Source organism: Flavobacterium sp. I3-2, from assembly GCF_013389595.1.
GTDB lineage: Bacteria > Bacteroidota > Bacteroidia > Flavobacteriales > Flavobacteriaceae > Flavobacterium.
The window spans coordinates 1,039,770-1,056,757 of record NZ_CP058306.1 but is presented as its reverse complement, the minus strand read 5'-3'; the positions used below and the strand labels follow the sequence as shown (position 1 = coordinate 1,056,757).

The window sequence follows — 16,988 nt, the reverse complement described above, 5'->3', positions numbered from 1 at the left end:
AAAGACCAACTGTTTTAGTTGGTCTTTTTTATTAAAGTTTTCCATTTAAAATATCCAGAAGTTGCAACGATAAATAAAATCAAACTTAAAATCGCATACAAGTATAATTCTTTATGAATCATTAACGGTATTGCAATCGCGTTACTGATGTTTAAAAAAATCCAATTTTCAATTTTTCGCTTTGCCATTAACCACATACCTGCCCAAGCAAATGCACTAATTACAGCATCTAAAATTGGAACATCTGAATCTGTAAAGTGAAATAATCCAAAATAAAACAAACAGAAAGTAAAAACAACTATGGAAAAGCTTACAACGTAATCTTTATTTGTAGCATACGAAATGGATGTTTCTTGTTTTTGTTTACCAAATTTCCAAAAATACCAACCATAAATACTCATCACTAAATAATATAAATTTAGTGTGAATTCTGCATAAAGCTTGTTTTCAAACATTACAAAAAGTGTTGTAATGATACTACCAATACCAAATAAATAATTTAAAGGATTGTTTACCCTTGAAAGTAAAACCTGAACAACGGCAAGACTTACGCCGATCCATTCAAGTATTGAAATTTGTGAAAAGATATCCTGCATCATTTTAATGTTTTTAAAGATGAGGAGATGATAAAAAAGATTCCCTACGTCAGCATTATCTGAATCAGGTGTAGAACCAAGTTCTTGGGTATCATCTCAGCCCATGAATGAGCACCCCGTTTTTTTGCAAATATCTATAATTATTTTAAATTTCTATTTAGAATGAATTTAATTAATTTGTCTTTTTCGTATTTTTCAATGGTTTGAAACGTTATCTTTGTATTAAAAATAATTGGGTTACGATTTCAAGTTGTAACTTTGTACAAATTTTTAAAGACGATGTTAGATATTAAATCCATAAGAGCTGATTTTCCTATTCTTAAACAAGAAGTAAACGGAAAACCTTTAGTGTATTTTGATAATGGAGCAACTGCCCAAAAACCGCAAGTTGTAATTGATGCTATTGAAAAGTATTACAAAGAAATCAATGCAAATATTCACCGTGGTGTACATCATTTGAGTCAAGTAGCTACAGATGCTTACGAAGAATCTCGTTTAAAAATTCAAAAGCATATAAACGCACGTCAATCCTACGAAGTTTTATTTACTGCTGGTACAACTTTCGGAATTAATTTAGTGGCAAATGGTTTCGGTCAGATTTTAAAGCCTGGTGATGAAATCATTGTTTCACATTTAGAACATCATTCTAACATTGTACCTTGGCAATTTGCTGCCGAACGTTCTGGAGCTACTTTAAAAGTTATTCCAATGAACGAAAAAGGCGAGTTGGTAATGGATGAATATGTGAAATTACTTTCTCCGAACACAAAAATTGTTGCCGTTAATCATATTTCAAATGCTTTAGGAACCATTAATCCAATTGAGTTTATTATTGAAAAAGCTCACGAAGTTTTTGCTGCTGTTTTAATTGATGGTGCTCAAGCAACGCCACATTTAAAACCAGATGTTCAAGCTTTAGATTGTGATTTTTATGTTTTTTCTGGTCATAAAATTTGCGGACCTACTGGAACCGGAATTCTTTATGGTAAAGAAAAATGGTTAAATCAATTACCTCCGTATCAAGGTGGTGGCGAAATGATTAAAGAAGTAACTTTCGAGAAAACTACCTACGCGTGTTTACCTCATAAATTCGAAGCTGGAACTCCAAATATTGCAGGTGGAATTGTTTTAGGTGTTGCTGTTGATTATTTGAATCAAATCGGATTTGAAAATATCATAGCTTACGAACAAGAACTTTTAGATTACGCAACCCAACGTTTACAAGAATTTGATGGAATAGAGTTTTACGGAACTTCAGCACATAAAGCATCTGTAATTTCGTTTAATTTCAAAGGAATTCATCCGTATGATGTAGGTGCAATTATCGATAAACTAGGTGTTGCAGTTCGTACCGGTCACCATTGTGCACAACCAATTATGAATTATTTTAATATACCTGGAACCATTCGCGCTTCTTTTGCTTTTTATAATACTAAAGAAGAAATTGATATCTTTATCGAAGCTTTAAAAAAGGCGAAAACCATGTTATCTTAAGCTCAAAATAAAATGACAATTAAAGAAATACAAGAAGAAATTGTTGATGAATTTGCAATGTTTGATGATTGGATGCAACGTTACGAATACATCATTGATTTAGGAAAAAACCTTCCGTTGATTGACGAAGCTTACAAAACCGAAGATAATATTATTAAAGGATGTCAATCTAAAGTTTGGGTCCATGCTCAAAAGCAAGATGATAAAATTGTGTTTACTGCGGATAGTGATGCTATTTTAACCAAAGGAATTATTGCTGTTTTAATTCGTGTTTTCTCGAATCAAAAAGCAGAGGATATTTTAAATGCTGATATGAGTTTTATCGACGAAATTGGTTTAAAAGAACATTTATCTCCAACTCGTGCAAACGGTTTGGTTTCAATGATTAAAAAAATTAAAATGTACGCATTAGCGCTTCAAACAAAATAAAATGGAAGAAATAGATATGCATGAATTGGGTGAAAAAATCGTAAAGGTTTTAAAAACCATTTTTGACCCAGAAATACCAGTAGATATTTACGAATTAGGTTTGATTTACGATGTTTTTGTAAATGAAAATAGAGAAGTAAAAATCTTAATGACCTTAACTTCGCCAAATTGCCCAGTTGCTGAAACTTTACCAATGGAAATTCAAGAAAAAGTTTCGTCTATTGATATGGTAAAAGATGTTGAAATTGAATTAACTTTTGACCCGCCTTGGTCTAAAGATTTAATGAGCGAAGAAGCAAAATTAGAATTAGGAATGTTATAATTTAATTAATTATGGCAGACGAAATTGTAAATAAAGTTGCTCAAAGTAGTTTAATGGTCTTTGATTTAGAAGATTATTACCCTAAAAATGAGCGTGTAATTTTAGATATTTCTCAATGGCTACACGCAGGATTTATTCTAAAAGAAAAAGAATTTCGTGATTCATTAAAGAATTTCGATTTTCAAATTTATAAAGACAAATTGGTTGCTTTAACTTGTTCTACAGATGCTATTTTGCCGTCTTGGGCGTTTATGTTGGTGAGTTCGTATTTACAACCGCATGTTCAAAAAGTAGTTCAAGGTAGTTTACATCAACTAGATTTAGCTTTTTATGAAGAAGTAATCGCTAATTTAGATTTTACTAGATATGAGAATAAACCTGTAATCATTAAAGGATGTTCTAAAAAGCCAATACCAGAAGAAGCTTACGTAATGGCAACTCAAAAAATGATGAACTTTGCACGTTCCATCATGTTCGGTGAAGCTTGTTCGGCAGTACCGATTTTCAAAAAGAAATAATTTGAAATAAATATATAAAATACTTACTTTGTGATAAATCTCTTTATCATGGGTAGGTATTTTTTTTTACTATTATTTGCTGTAGGATTTAATTTCTCAAATGCACAAGTTCATAACGATAGCATTCCGACAAAACGTTGGAAAATTGCAGGTTCTAATTCACTTACAGGTAGTCAAACCAGTTTTGATAAGTGGCAACTTGGCGGAACAAATAACTTAACTGTAAACGCAAAAATCAATTACGATTTTAATTACAATAAAAACAAATGGTCTTGGGATAATAAAGTTATGGCTACTTACGGCTTTAACAGAAATAAAAAAAGTTCGGTTAAAAAAACCGATGACCGTATCGATTTGAATTCAATTGTATCAAAAACGGTTTCTAAAGAATGGTCGTATTCTGCATATATGAATTTTCAAACACAGTTTGACAAAGGTTATGACCCAAATAATGAATTTAAAACGATATCAAAATTTGCATCGCCCATTTTTTTACAATTAGGACCTGGAGTTTTATGGAAAAAACACGACGATTTAAAAATTAATATCTCACCTGCATCAACAAAATTCATTTTTGTTCACGAAAAGTTTACTAAAGATGGTAAATCATTTAGCGTTGAACAAAACGAAACCCAACGATTAGAATTTGGTGCTGCTGCTTATATTTATTATCGCTTTAAAGTTTTAGATAATATTACGATTGAGAATATTTTAGGTTTATATTCAAATTATATTGAAAATACTAAAAATGTCGATTTCGATTATCAATTAAATATTGATATGAAGGTGACCAAATTTATAACAGCTAATATCAATTATCAAGCTATTTATGATAACGAAACCTTTGCAGCAATGCAACAAAGACAGTCGATAGGAGTAGGGTTTAAATATGCTTTTCACAATTAATTTTTAGTGATTTAAATTGTGAAATATTCAAGAATTGCGCTTTGAATTTTATTTAAAAAAAAGATGAATAAAAAATATAATCTTTAAAAAGTTTAGTAAAATTTGCTAAACTTTTTTGTTTTTTGAATTTTATTCTGAAAAATTCGCTAAGATATTTTGTGTTTTTAAATTAATTTTTATTAATTTTAATATTACAACCACTTAATAATGAATTTTTTATGAAAAAGATTTTATTTTTTTTATTGATTTCTACGTGTGTTTACTCACAAGGATTTCAAGAAAATTTCAATTCTGGTATTCCATCAACTTGGCTTGTTACAAATAATGGAATTGGAGTTGGACAAAATTGGAGCTCATCTCCGCCTGCATCAGGAAATAATTCAACCGTTGCAGCTTTTGTAGCTAACGAAACAGCTACTGTAGCTAATCCTGTTCAAGATTGGCTAATTTCTCCTCAAATAAATTTGAACAGCTTTTCAAATCCTTCACTAAAATTTTATGGCAAAGTTACGCCTGTAGCTCCTAATCGAAATAGTGTATTAAAAGTAATGATTTCTACAACAGGTACTAATTTTTCGGATTTTCAGTTACTAGAAACTTTTAATGAAACGTATACTGGATCTCCTAATCCTATAAGTCCAAATAATAATTTTAATCTAAAGCAATTAGATTTGTCTTCATATTCTAACGCTAATGTTTATTTGGCATTTGTTATGGAAAATACTGGAATTGGAAAAGTTTGGTATGTTGATGATGTGAGTGTAGAAAATCAATGTTTAAATGTTACAAATATTGAAATAGTAAATATTGGTATAAATCAAGCTACAGTCAATTGGACCGATCCAGGTAATTCAAATTCTTACCAAATTGAATTAGTAGAAGGTAATAATCAACCTACTGGAGTGGCTAATTTTACTTCAAACACACCAACTTATACGATTTCTAATTTAAATGAAGGAATTGTATATAAAGTTTATATCAGATCTATTTGTTCAAATTTAAATGCTGACTGGGTGGCTTCAAGTGAATTTCAAGTAGCACCATTAGGCAGTGATTGTAATTCTCCAATTTCGATTCTTTCGCTTCCATTTGTTGATACAAAAAATACTGTAAATTATCCAAATAATTATACGGGTTCACCTGGAAATGGATGTGGAATAATAAATATTTGGGAACCAACAGATTATTTGTTTGGTAATGATGTAGTTTATGCATTTACACCAACTACTTCGATGGAAGTAAATATCGAAATGGTTGTAAATAAAGCTTACACAGGTTTTTTTATTTATGATGATTGTGATAATATAGGAATTAATTGTATTGGAGGAAGTACTTCTAACACGACTGATAGTCAATATTTGAATAATTTATCATTAAATGCAAATACAACTTATTATATTTTAGTTTCAAATTCAAGCTTTGCAGAACCTCAAGATTTTGAATATACCTTAAATATTCAACAAGTGTTTTGTCCACCTCCAGTTTCCTTATCGGTAAATCAAATTTTAACTAATTCTGCAACTTTATCGTGGATAAATGGACCTGGATCGAATGCCAATTCTTGGGAAGTTTTTGTGAAAGAGGTAAGTCCAGGTTTGCCTTTAACTTCGGGAACTTCAGTTTCTTCAAATTCATTTGTCGCAACACAAATTACTGCTGGACAAAATTTAGAACCGAATACTGAGTACGAATTTTATATCAGATCTTCTTGTGGTAATGGAAATTTTAGTCCTTGGGGTGGACCTAAAAAATTCAAAACAGCTTGTTTAAATACTAATTTACCATTTTTTGAAGGTTTTAATTCTGATTCAACTACACAGAGTTGTTGGACAATAGTTAATGCCAATAATGATGAGGCTTTATGGAATTTAGACTCTGGCTTTGATCCGTTTGAAGGTGACGAAGTTGCTATATTGCAAGCTTACACTTGGAATGAAGATCCTACAAATGATGATTGGTTAATTTCTCCACGTTTTATAGTAAATGGTCAATATCGATTGAAATATAATTATAAAGTTGATTTTTTCGGAGATAATTATCAGCCATTTGAAGTTAAAATGTCTACAACTGATACAGAAATTTCTAGTTTTAATCAAACTTTAGTACCTCAAGAGAATTATTCAAATTTACAATATCTAGAAAAGACGGTTTATTTACCTGTCACTTCTGGCAATCTTTTAATAGGATGGCACGTACCAAATGTTGTACAAGCCAATATATATATATCGATAATATAATTATTGAACCCGTTCCTTCTTGTCCCGAACCTTATGACGTTACTGCAATTAGTACTACAGAAAATTCGATTACACTAGATTGGGTTCAGTTTGGTACAACTAATTCTTGGGATGTAATTGCAATTCCTGCTCCTAATACTTTGCCAGATGATTTAACTGGAATTACAATTTATAATACGGCTTCAAAACCATTTACAATTCCAAATCTAAATTCTGGAAGTTTTTACAACATTTATGTTCGTGCTAATTGTTCGTCAAATCAAGTGAGTAATTGGTCTTATATTTCTCAAGGAATGACCTTGATTTCGAATAATGAATGCGTAAATTCAACGAACGTTCCAGTAAACCCTGGAATTGAATGTGTTGAAAGTGTAACAGGAACATTAATAGGGGCAACGGCATCAAATTTAGGTGATGTATGCTCTAGTGATATTGAAGTTAGAGATGTATGGTATAATTTCAATGCTGTCGGAAGTACACATATGATCAGATTGGTTAATATGTCATCAGTTTTTGAAGATGTTTATATTGTTGTGTATTCTGGTGATTGTGATGGAAATCTTACGCAAGTAGCTTGTAGTCAAAATCCATCTGGAGGCGGAAATTCATCTATAGTTTTAGAAAATTTAGTGCCTGATCAACAATATCTTTTCAAAGTGTATTCAAGTGAAATGAATACACAATTGACTTATGAAGCTTGTGTAATAACGCCTGATTCACCTTTGTATGTAAGCGAATCTGATTATACTATAGATGAGTTAGTAAAAGATGTGTTGGTTGGAAATCCTTGTTTAGTATCAAACATAACTTGGCGTACTGGAACAAATTTTGATGAAGGAAATGGTATTTCTTATTTTAATAAAAATAATTCATCATTTGCTTTTGCAGAGGGAATTGTACTTTCAACTGGAGATTTTTCTGCCGTTGCAGGACCGGCAAGTAATACTTTAGAGTCAGGTGGATCTTGGGTAGGTGATGATGATTTGTTAGATTATATGCAAAATCAAGGTTTGATTGTAAATACTTACAATGATGCTACGGTTTTAGAATTTGATTTTATACCTACTCATCCTAATTTTTCTTTTGATTTTATTTTTGCATCAAATGAATATGGTCAATTTCAATGTAATTATTCAGATGCATTTGCTTTTTTCTTAACAGATTTGAATACAAATATAACGACCAATCTAGCTTTAGTTCCTGGGTCTAATGCGCCAATTTCGGTTACAACTATTCGAAACGAATTGCATTCTCCAATAGATTCTGAAACAAATATACCATTATGTCCTAGCGATAACGAAATTTATTTTGATAAATGTTTTGATCCAAATTATAATGGATTGAATCCACTTGCTGCGCCTATTAATTTTAAAGGACATACCGTTCCAATGACGGCACAAGCTACTGTTGTTCCTGGCACTTCTTATCATATAAAAATGGTCATTGCAGATAGAGATGATAGTGCTATGGATTCTGCTGTGTTTTTATTGGGTGGTAGTTTTGATATTGGTAATGTTGATTTAGGTTCTGATCTAACGATCGAAACGAATAATGCCTTATGCGCTGGTCAAACTCATCTTTTACAAGCGCAAATTGACACACAGAATTTTAGTATAAAATGGTTTAAAAATGACGATGAAATTTCAGGTCAAAACACAACAAGTTTATTGGTTGAAGAATCTGGAACTTATCGTATCGAAGCTACTTTTTTAGATTCTGAATGTAAAATTATTGATGAAATTGTAGTAGAAATTTATCCTTCATTCAAAGATGATTTGGGAATTCCTAAGGACATTCAAGTCTGTAAAAGCGATAGCCCAATTGTAGATTTAACAATAAACGAAATTACAATTTTTAATGTATTGAATCCTCAAGATTTTACAGTTGAATATTATAATTCGTTACAAGATTCTCAAAACGGTATTAATAAAATAAATAATTTCCAGAATTATGATTATACCAATAATCCACAGATTTTTGTAAAAATAATTAATCAATTGACAAGTTGTGTTGAGATTTTAAATTTTAAAATAGATGTTACTGAAACCGTTAAAGCTCCTGATTTTAATGATGTTGAAGTTTGTACTCATTTTAAACTTCCTGATTTACCAGCAAATATGACTTATCATTCGCTTGCAAACGGTCAAGGAAATCAATATCAACCAGGTCAAATCTTGGGTCAAGGAGAATATAAGATTTATATTTTTTCAAATAATCAATCTTGTGCAGATGAATCAGATTTTAATGTCAAAGTAAAAGCGTGTTCTGTACCAAAAGGAATTTCTCCTAACAATGATAATTTGAATGATAATTTTGATTTATCTTTCTATAATGTAGAAAAAATATCAATTTTCAATCGATATGGTGTTGAGGTTTATAGTCATGGAAAAGGTTATACAAATCAATGGTCTGGTCAAGATAGAGGAGGAAAAGAATTGCCTTCGGGAACTTATTTCTATAAAATTGTAACTCCTTTTGAAACTTTTACAGGTTGGGTTCAATTGGTAAGAGAAGGTAAATAATAACAAATTATTGAAATCTAAAATCCCTAAGAATGTTTCTTACATTTAAACTGTAAGTTATTCTTAGGGATTTTTTTTTGTATTATTTCTTTATAATTTTCTGAAGATAAACACCTTCTTTATTTTCGATTTTTAAAATATAGATACCTGATGTATAGTTGTAAAGCGATATGTTTTCATTGTTGTTGATATTTGAATCCGATTGCAAAATTTTACCATTTAAATCATAAATAAAATATTTTGCTTCAAAATCTAAACCTTCTACAGTAACAAAATCAGAAGTTGGATTTGGATATATTTTTAAATTTAGTTTATTGAAGTTTTTATTATTCGCAGTATCAATAAATTCAAAAGCTCCCATATCAATAGAAGTTCCTGTAAATCTCGGATTTCCGTCGACATCTAAAATAAAATCTGGATTTAAGATAGTTGTGTAAATACTACTATTTCCTGCTCCAATTCCTGGACTATCTTCTACTAAGCTAAAGTCACCATCTGCAAATGGATTTGTTTCAATTGGAATGAAATTAGCGAAAATTGGAATTGCATTTAAGTTTCCTCCCAAATCAACTCCCATGGTTGTATTCCAAGTGTTATCTTCATTATAGATTCCGTCAATAATACTATTGGCTATAGAAAGATTTGGATTAGTTATTAGATCCTTTAAGCTGACATATTCTTCTGCTTTTTTATTTTTTGTGATGATAGAGTTTCTAATTCGAATATGTGTATTTACACTACCGCTGCCACTTATTGCACCAGATTCTGAATGCCAACTAGAATTGTTTTTATTGCTAACAATAGTACAATTAATAAGGTCAATGGTGTTAACTAAGTTTTGTGAACGTGGAGTAATTGTTAAAAAACCTGATTGATTAACACTTGTATTCCCTGTTGCAACTGTATTTGATAAAGTTAAATTACCTCCGTTATTCTGAATGATTGCATAAGAAGTAGATTGATTTCCAATAAATTTGGCTCTGTCTATATTAACAAATAAATTTGTGTTTAAGTCATTAGGCATGCGTAAAACCGCAGGTCCACTAATGTTTTCTGAGAAAACAGCATTTCTTATATTTATGTTTGTGGCAGGCATGTTTGATACTGGTCTGCAGTATAAATGCCCTTTATTGTTAGAATATTCTAAATTTTCAATATTTAAATTTGAATTTTCTACTTCAAATTCACCAAATCCATTCTTGATTGAAAGATTATTCATTTCTACAGTTGAGTTAATAACAAAAATAGGTCTTCCAACTTTTTCTAATTTGATGTTTTTAATTGTTGCAGTAGAATTCACAAATGTAATTCCTCCACCACAACTTTGTTTGACTTCTTGATTGTTAACAGAAATGTAATCGTTGTTTGATACTTGATTGGATGTGCCACCTCTAATCGTAAAACCGTCAAGTTTTGTTTCGGATGTTAATCCGGAAACAATAACCACATGATAATAATTATCTGCATAAGTTGCTAGATTTGCATGTCCGGTATCGTCATTATTAATATCTGTTGATAAAATGGTTTCGTTTGTTTCAAAATTTCTTAAATCTAAATTCGTTGTTGGTGTTGTTGCAGAAAATCCTCCATAAATTTCAATTCCATTTTTCAGTACAAATGCTTTAGCCTTGTCATCCGTTGGCCCTTTAGGATTATTGGTTAACCATTCATAAACTGTTTCGCCAGCTTTAATTTGCGGTTTGTAAGTTCCTTCTGCTACATAAATTTTGTCTCCAGAATTAGATTGATTAATCATGGCTTGTAAGTCGCCAGATGCATTGTTCCAAGAAATACCAGTCCCGGTTGCACCAGATTTGACATAACGGATGGTTTGTGCCTGAAAAGTTTGTATTGAGAGAAAAAAGACAATAAAATAAAAATGTTTCATAATTAAGTTTTAATGTTTATAGTTTGATAGTTGTCTAATATACATTTTTATTGTTATTTTTTATGTTTACATTGTTTTTTATTGTAAAATGTTTTTAGAAAATGTTTTTTTGATGAATATGTCTTGTGGGATTTATTTGTTAAAGATTCAATAAGTTTTTTAGATCATAATTTTTATCAAAGAAACTTATATGTATAAAAAACTTCTTTGATCAAAGAAGTTTTTTTGAAGCGATTTCTGTTTTTTCTAAGAGTTTTTGTGTTATTTTATGACTAATACAATATTAATAAATGAATTTAAGCTTAAGTCGAAGTTTTTGACATCATAAGTCATAACTCCATTTGTAGAGATTGTAATATTTTCTAGAACTTCAGTATCAAAATAGGTGATTACATAATCTAATTCGTCAGCGTCATAAATTTCATTAAGAGTTGATTCTAAGTTTATGTTATTAGATGAAAAAACGCCACCACCTTGCTTTGTTAATTGTTTTTTGTAAACATCGTTATAAATATCAAAGGTTAAACCAGTTGTTGTAGATGCATTTGGATCAAGCTTAAGGGTAAATGCAGGTAACATGAAAAATTTAATTCGTTCTTCTGCCGCTTTCCATTGATTTCCATTAAATACATAATATCCGATTCGATTGACGTGTTCTGTTTTTGAACTAACTGTTCCGTCTATACTTGTTATATAAACTAAAGTTGATTTATGATTCGGTGTATAAACATCATCTTTTGAAGTTAATTCAGATCTCGAAAGGTGGGGTGCAATTATTCCATCTGCGAAAATTGACGAATTTAATTCTTTAATTTGAACAGTAGCTTTTGAATCTGTTGTATTAAATCCAACTTGGGCATTGCAAATTTTACCACACGTAAAAAACGCAAATAAGATAATTTTTTTTAACATAAGAAAAGTTTTATTCAATTTCACCTCTTAAATACGGATTAGCTTTCAAAACGCATGAATTAATGTAGATCGTTTTAACAGTAGTGTTTACTATTTCGTTATTGATGTCATAAGAATTAATTTTTATTTTAAATTCACCAATTGTTTTGTAAGTGTGTGATTCGTTTTTTAAGCCTGGTGCTATTGCAGATCCTGTATATTCTTTAGTTTGAGATCCGTCTCCGTAATCTACTTCCATTTTTACGACTTTGTCAAAGCCATGGCCGTCTATTATGTACAAGTTAAAAGGCATTTCTTTGTCAACACAAATAGAATTTGGTACTTGTGGTATCTCAATAGCTGTATTATACCAGGGAACTGCAAAATTAGGTAAACCCCAATATGATCCATATCTGTCATAAGATCCTGTTCCTCCTGAACCATTAATAGGGTTTGGCAGCTTATACATCCGTAAATTAACGGGATCTTTAGGATTGTCTATAACAAATACCTCTTTTTTTGCAGGACTTGCTATGTACATTCTCCCATCTGGACCTGTTTGTATGGCTCCAAAGAATGCATTCCCTGAAGAAATTACATCAGATGGCGGAGTAACGATTTTTTTTATTGGTGTAATATTTGCTATTTCTGTTGCCGTATTTGCTGCTAATAAGTCATTAAAATTAAAAACTAAAAGTGCACTTGATTGATTTCCTGGTATATCAGGTGGAGAAAATGTTATGTATAAATATTTATTGTCATTTGTAAACTCTACGCCGTAGCCATTTGAAGAGTCTTCTTGAATTCCTCTTTTTATTCTTACATTACTAATTGCTCCAGTTGTATTATTAAAATCACCATAACAAATAAATGGAACCCCACCATTAGCAATATTTCCTCCAAATCCAAAATTCGCCCAAACAAAATGTTTACTATCATTAGTGAATCTAATGTATCCATTGGGTTGTGCATTTCCTATTACACCTTGGTTTCCTAAATCTAAAGCAGTGGTGAATGTCCAGTTGATTGAGTTGTTGGTTGGTGAATCATCTGAAAGTTTCCAAACATTTAAATAAGGATGCCCTGTTGTATTAGTCGGAGTTGTTCCGTTCCCTCTACCAACAGCCAATACCCAAATGTCATTTTTGTTACTATGTCGTCCTGCAGTTACTGTTTCTCCTAACAAACCACTGTGACCTGTTAGATAAATATTTTTAGCTGTGCTTTTTACTTCATAAATTAAAGGATCCGTTGCGTTTTTTTCCACAACACTAAAAGCTAAATTATTTTGACTTTCTTTTCCGAGTGATAAGACAAGGAATTTATCATAACTATGTGGATAAGGTACAATGGTTCCAGATTGGGCAGATGAAGCATCTCCAGATAATCCACTTCCATTAGTAAGTTGTATGTTGTTTTTATCCCACAAGGTTTTTCCATCTGAATACATAACTAGATCGCCATTATAATCAGAAATTGTAAAACATCCTTCTAAAGTTTTTATTACGGAACCAACTTGATAAACGGGTAAATCGTAAAGAGTTTCGTTTGGAATTCCATACATTCCTGTTAGAGTTTTTCGTTCTGAATTCTTCCAACTAAAACCTTGATTGTTTCCAAAATTCCAGTTGTAGTTTTGTATTTGAGCTTTAGCACTAAGCGATGTTAATACTAATAAAATGGATAATCTTTTTAACATATATGTTTATTTTACAACCAAAACGATATTGATGAATGAACTGCTTGTTGGATTCGTATTAAGAACCTTATAGCTTAATACACCAGTCGCAGAAATAGTAACTTCTTTAAGTACTGTTGTATCATAATATGTCACAACATAATCTAATTGATCAGCTCTATAAAAATCTGGAACCTGTGTAAGAGTGGGATTACTACTAATAAATGTTTGTTCAGAAGCAGGAGCTGTTGCTAAAGGTTTTACAAATTGTTTTTTATATACTTTATTGTAAAGATCATATGTGCGAATTGTTTCAGATACATCAGGTAATGGTAAATTAAATGATGGTAGATATATTTGTTCGGTGTTATAACTTAATCTTCTCCATATTGCCCCATCAAAATAATAATATCCAGTGCTAATAATTTTTGCCGTTTTTGTATCAAGTACGTCAGTGTCATTAATTTCTTTTATATACACAAATGCTCCTTTTTGATTTAATCCATACGCGTTGTTTTTTGATATAATTTCTGCTCTTGTTAAATTAGGTGCTATTAATCCTTCAGGTGAATTAGAGTCAGTAGATTTTGTAGCTATATCTAGTGTGACTCTCGGATTTGTGATGTTGATACCTACTTGAGCATAAATTGAATTTATACCAATTAAAAAAAGTGAAAATGCATATTTTTTCATAATATGAAATTTTGTAAATTTTATGCAATTTATATAAAAAAAATCTAAATTTTTATAGATATTATGTGTTTTTTTTCATAAAGTATTATTAATGATTATTTTTTTTAATATTTGCAAGTTTGTTGCGAAAATTGATTTTACTTTATAATATATAATAAAGTTTTTGAGAAAAGTTTAAAGTTTTTAATATTAAACAATTATGTATTTCAATTTTTTAGTTTACAACATGATGATTTTCTTATCAAGTTGTTCTTTAACGATTTTATCATCCCATAAACTTACTTGAACTTCACCGATGTGCTGTTTCCTTAAAAGAAACATACACAAACGAGATTGCCCAATTCCGCCACCAACGCTCAACGGAATTTCGTCATTCATAATCATTTGATGATAGCTAAGTGAAAGTTTATCTTCTTGTTCTCTTTCGATTAATTGACGATGTAATGCCATTTTATCAACGCGAATTCCCATAGACGAAAGTTCAAAACTTTGTTTTAATACAGGATTCCAAACTAATAAATCTCCATTTAAACCTTTGCCTAATTCTGTTTCTGTGCTCCAATCATCATAATCAGCTGCTCGACCATCATGTAATTGACCTGAACTTAATTTCGCGCCAATTCCAATTAAGAAAACTGCTCCATGTTTTTCTGTGATTAAATGCTCGCGTTCTTTTGCGGTTTGATTTGGAAATAATTGTAATAATTCTTCGGTATGAATAAATGTTATTTGCTGAGGTAAAATAGGTTTAATCTCAGTGTATTTTTCAGAAATGATTTTTTCAGTTTCTAAAATACTTTCATAAATTTTCAGAACATTTTCTTTTAAATAACTTATTGTTCTGTTTGTTTTATTCATGCGGATTTCCCAATCCCATTGGTCAACAAAAATGGAATGAATTGGAGAATAATCTTCATCAGGACGTAAAGCACTCATGTTAGTTAAAATTCCTTCTTCTTGTTTTATTTCGTATTCTTTTAGCCGAATGCGTTTCCATTTTGCTAATGAATGCACAATTACGGCTTGTTTGTCGTTCATTGATTTAATCGGAAATCGAACTGGACGCTCAATACCATTTAAATCGTCATTGATTCCCAAACCATCTAATACCATTAATGGCGAAGAAATGGGAATCAAGTTTAATTTTTCGCAAAGTAAATGCGAAAATGTTTTTTTTACGAATGCGATTTTTTGTTCGTTTTCTAATTGAATTCTACACATGATTGAAATTTTTTATAATAAAAAAGGCTTCTCAACAGAGAAGCCTTTACTTGATAATATGTTTAAAATATAATTTTAATTATAAGCAATAACTTCCCTTCCGAATAGGATTATTCGAATTATTGAAATTGAAATTATTGTTAATTGTTAAAATCATTTGATTTTTTTTGAATTTTAATCTGATAAAATTAAGTATTTAATACTTAGAGTAAACTTTAATTTTTGTTAAATTTATTCAACTTCATCTTCTTTGTCAAAAGCATCTTGATATTCTGGATACAAAAAGTTATTGTAAGGGAAACGTGTTAAATGAATTTCTCTGACCGCATCGTAAACTTTATGTCTAAATTCTTCGAAGTTTTCTTTCTCTGTTGCTGAAATAAAAATGGCATTATTTTCACCAACTTTATTCATCCATGTATTTTTCCATTCTTCAATAGAATAATGTTTTGTTGAACGTTCAATCATTAAATCTTCTTCATCAAAATGTTCGGCTTTGTATTTGTCGATTTTATTAAAAATCATAATCGTAGGCTTATCATCACTTTTGATTTCTTTTAAAATTTGATTTACCGATTCGATATGGTCTTCAAATTCAGGATGTGATATATCAACCACGTGAAGTAATAAATCGGCTTCTCGAACTTCATCCAGAGTACTTTTAAACGATTCAACCAATTGTGTTGGAAGCTTTCTAATAAATCCTACAGTGTCGGTTAACAAAAAAGGAAGGTTTTTAATGACCACTTTTCTAACCGTAGTGTCTAATGTTGCGAATAGTTTATCTTCAACAAAAACTTCACTTTTTCCGACAGCATTCATCAAAGTCGATTTTCCAACATTGGTATAACCAACCAAAGCAACACGAACTAAAGCACCTCGATTTCCACGTTGAATAGCCATTTGCTTGTCAATGGTTCTTAATTTTTCTTTAAGTAAAGCGATGCGATCACGAACAATACGACGGTCGGTTTCAATTTCTGTTTCTCCAGGTCCACGCATACCAATTCCACCTCGTTGACGTTCAAGGTGAGTCCACATACCGGTTAATCTAGGAAGTAAATATTGAAATTGAGCTAATTCAACTTGAGTTCTTGCATATGAAGTTTCTGCGCGTTGAGCAAAAATGTCCAAAATTAAATTGGTTCGGTCTAAAACCTTTGCTTCCAATATTTTTGATAGATTTTTTTGTTGAGCAGGAGTAAGTTCATCGTCAAAAATAACGGTGTCTATTTTATTTTCTGTAACAAATAATTCAATTTCTTCAAGTTTTCCGGTTCCGACAAAAGTTTTTGGATTTGGTTTGTCCATTTTTTGCTTAAAACGTTTGACAACTTCACCACCTGCAGTGAATGTTAAGAATTGTAATTCGTCTAAATATTCGTTTAGTTTATCTTCAGATTGGTTTTGAGTAATGATACCAACCAAAACTGCTTTTTCGTAACTAATTATTTCTTTATCTAACATATAGTTTTGAATAGATCTTGATGATGCAAAAATACAATTTAAATTTTAGATTTTATTTTTTTAATTAAATTGTTAATTATTATTTAAAAGAAGTGAAATGTTTTTATATATTTGGAGTTATACATA

The 16,988-nt window shown here is 30.5% G+C and carries 14 protein-coding genes and 1 riboswitch; of the genes, 7 read left to right on the top strand and 7 right to left on the bottom strand.

Annotation, left to right across the window (positions count from 1 at the left end):
* Nucleotides 1-14 precede the first annotated feature (14 nt).
* Complete coding sequence (pnuC, locus tag HW119_RS05015) at nt 15-599, bottom strand: nicotinamide riboside transporter PnuC (RefSeq protein ID WP_177761756.1); 585 nt, start codon at nt 597-599, stop codon at nt 15-17.
* Between the two features lie 20 nt (nt 600-619).
* Nucleotides 620-725: riboswitch (TPP riboswitch) on the bottom strand.
* A gap of 150 nt (nt 726-875) precedes the next feature.
* Here pnuC and HW119_RS05010 point away from each other — a divergent pair.
* The 7 genes from HW119_RS05010 (at nt 876) to HW119_RS04980 (ending at nt 9,024) form a co-directional block, all read left to right on the top strand.
* Nucleotides 876-2,090, top strand: a complete 1,215-nt coding sequence (locus HW119_RS05010; RefSeq protein WP_177761755.1) for an aminotransferase class V-fold PLP-dependent enzyme — start codon at nt 876-878, stop codon at nt 2,088-2,090.
* Between the two features lie 12 nt (nt 2,091-2,102).
* Complete coding sequence (locus tag HW119_RS05005) at nt 2,103-2,519, top strand: SufE family protein (protein ID WP_177761754.1); 417 nt, start codon at nt 2,103-2,105, stop codon at nt 2,517-2,519.
* Nucleotide 2,520: 1 nt separating this feature from the next.
* A complete protein-coding gene (locus HW119_RS05000; RefSeq protein ID WP_177761753.1) occupies nt 2,521-2,841 on the top strand; it encodes an iron-sulfur cluster assembly protein in 321 nt (106 codons plus the stop codon).
* 11 nt (nt 2,842-2,852) lie between these two features.
* Nucleotides 2,853-3,359: a DUF2480 family protein gene (locus HW119_RS04995; protein WP_177761752.1), complete on the top strand. Its 507-nt coding sequence runs from the start codon at nt 2,853-2,855 to the stop codon at nt 3,357-3,359.
* Nucleotides 3,360-3,407: 48 nt separating this feature from the next.
* Nucleotides 3,408-4,265 carry a DUF3078 domain-containing protein gene (locus HW119_RS04990; protein WP_177761751.1) on the top strand — a complete coding sequence of 286 codons (858 nt, stop codon included), beginning with the start codon at nt 3,408-3,410 and terminating at the stop codon, nt 4,263-4,265.
* A 218-nt stretch (nt 4,266-4,483) separates the two neighbouring features.
* Nucleotides 4,484-6,502 (top strand): choice-of-anchor J domain-containing protein, encoded by a 2,019-nt coding sequence (locus tag HW119_RS04985; RefSeq protein WP_177761750.1) that lies wholly within the window; start codon nt 4,484-4,486, stop codon nt 6,500-6,502.
* Nucleotides 6,451-9,024, top strand: coding sequence for a choice-of-anchor L domain-containing protein (locus tag HW119_RS04980; RefSeq protein WP_177761749.1), 2,574 nt, complete (start codon nt 6,451-6,453; stop codon nt 9,022-9,024). The genes HW119_RS04985 and HW119_RS04980 overlap by 52 nt, the downstream gene beginning before the upstream one ends.
* A gap of 82 nt (nt 9,025-9,106) precedes the next feature.
* Here the strand turns inward: HW119_RS04980 and HW119_RS04975 are convergent, their stop codons facing one another.
* The 6 genes from HW119_RS04975 to hflX all read right to left on the bottom strand — a co-directional run bounded on the left by HW119_RS04975 (nt 9,107) and on the right by hflX (nt 16,862).
* Complete coding sequence (locus HW119_RS04975) at nt 9,107-10,912, bottom strand: T9SS type A sorting domain-containing protein (RefSeq protein WP_177761748.1); 1,806 nt, start codon at nt 10,910-10,912, stop codon at nt 9,107-9,109.
* A gap of 261 nt (nt 10,913-11,173) precedes the next feature.
* Entirely contained in the window at nt 11,174-11,824 is a 651-nt protein-coding gene (locus tag HW119_RS04970) for a hypothetical protein (protein WP_177761747.1), read from the bottom strand.
* A gap of 10 nt (nt 11,825-11,834) precedes the next feature.
* Entirely contained in the window at nt 11,835-13,502 is a 1,668-nt protein-coding gene (locus HW119_RS04965; protein WP_177761746.1) for a hypothetical protein, read from the bottom strand.
* A gap of 6 nt (nt 13,503-13,508) precedes the next feature.
* Entirely contained in the window at nt 13,509-14,174 is a 666-nt protein-coding gene (locus tag HW119_RS04960) for a hypothetical protein (RefSeq protein ID WP_177761745.1), read from the bottom strand.
* A 219-nt stretch (nt 14,175-14,393) separates the two neighbouring features.
* Nucleotides 14,394-15,395 (bottom strand): aspartate--ammonia ligase, encoded by a 1,002-nt coding sequence (gene asnA, locus HW119_RS04955; RefSeq protein WP_177761744.1) that lies wholly within the window; start codon nt 15,393-15,395, stop codon nt 14,394-14,396.
* A gap of 231 nt (nt 15,396-15,626) precedes the next feature.
* The gene (hflX, locus tag HW119_RS04950; protein ID WP_177761743.1) at nt 15,627-16,862 is read right to left on the bottom strand and encodes a GTPase HflX; all 1,236 of its coding nucleotides are present in this window, start codon (nt 16,860-16,862) and stop codon (nt 15,627-15,629) included.
* Nucleotides 16,863-16,988: the final 126 nt, after the last annotated feature.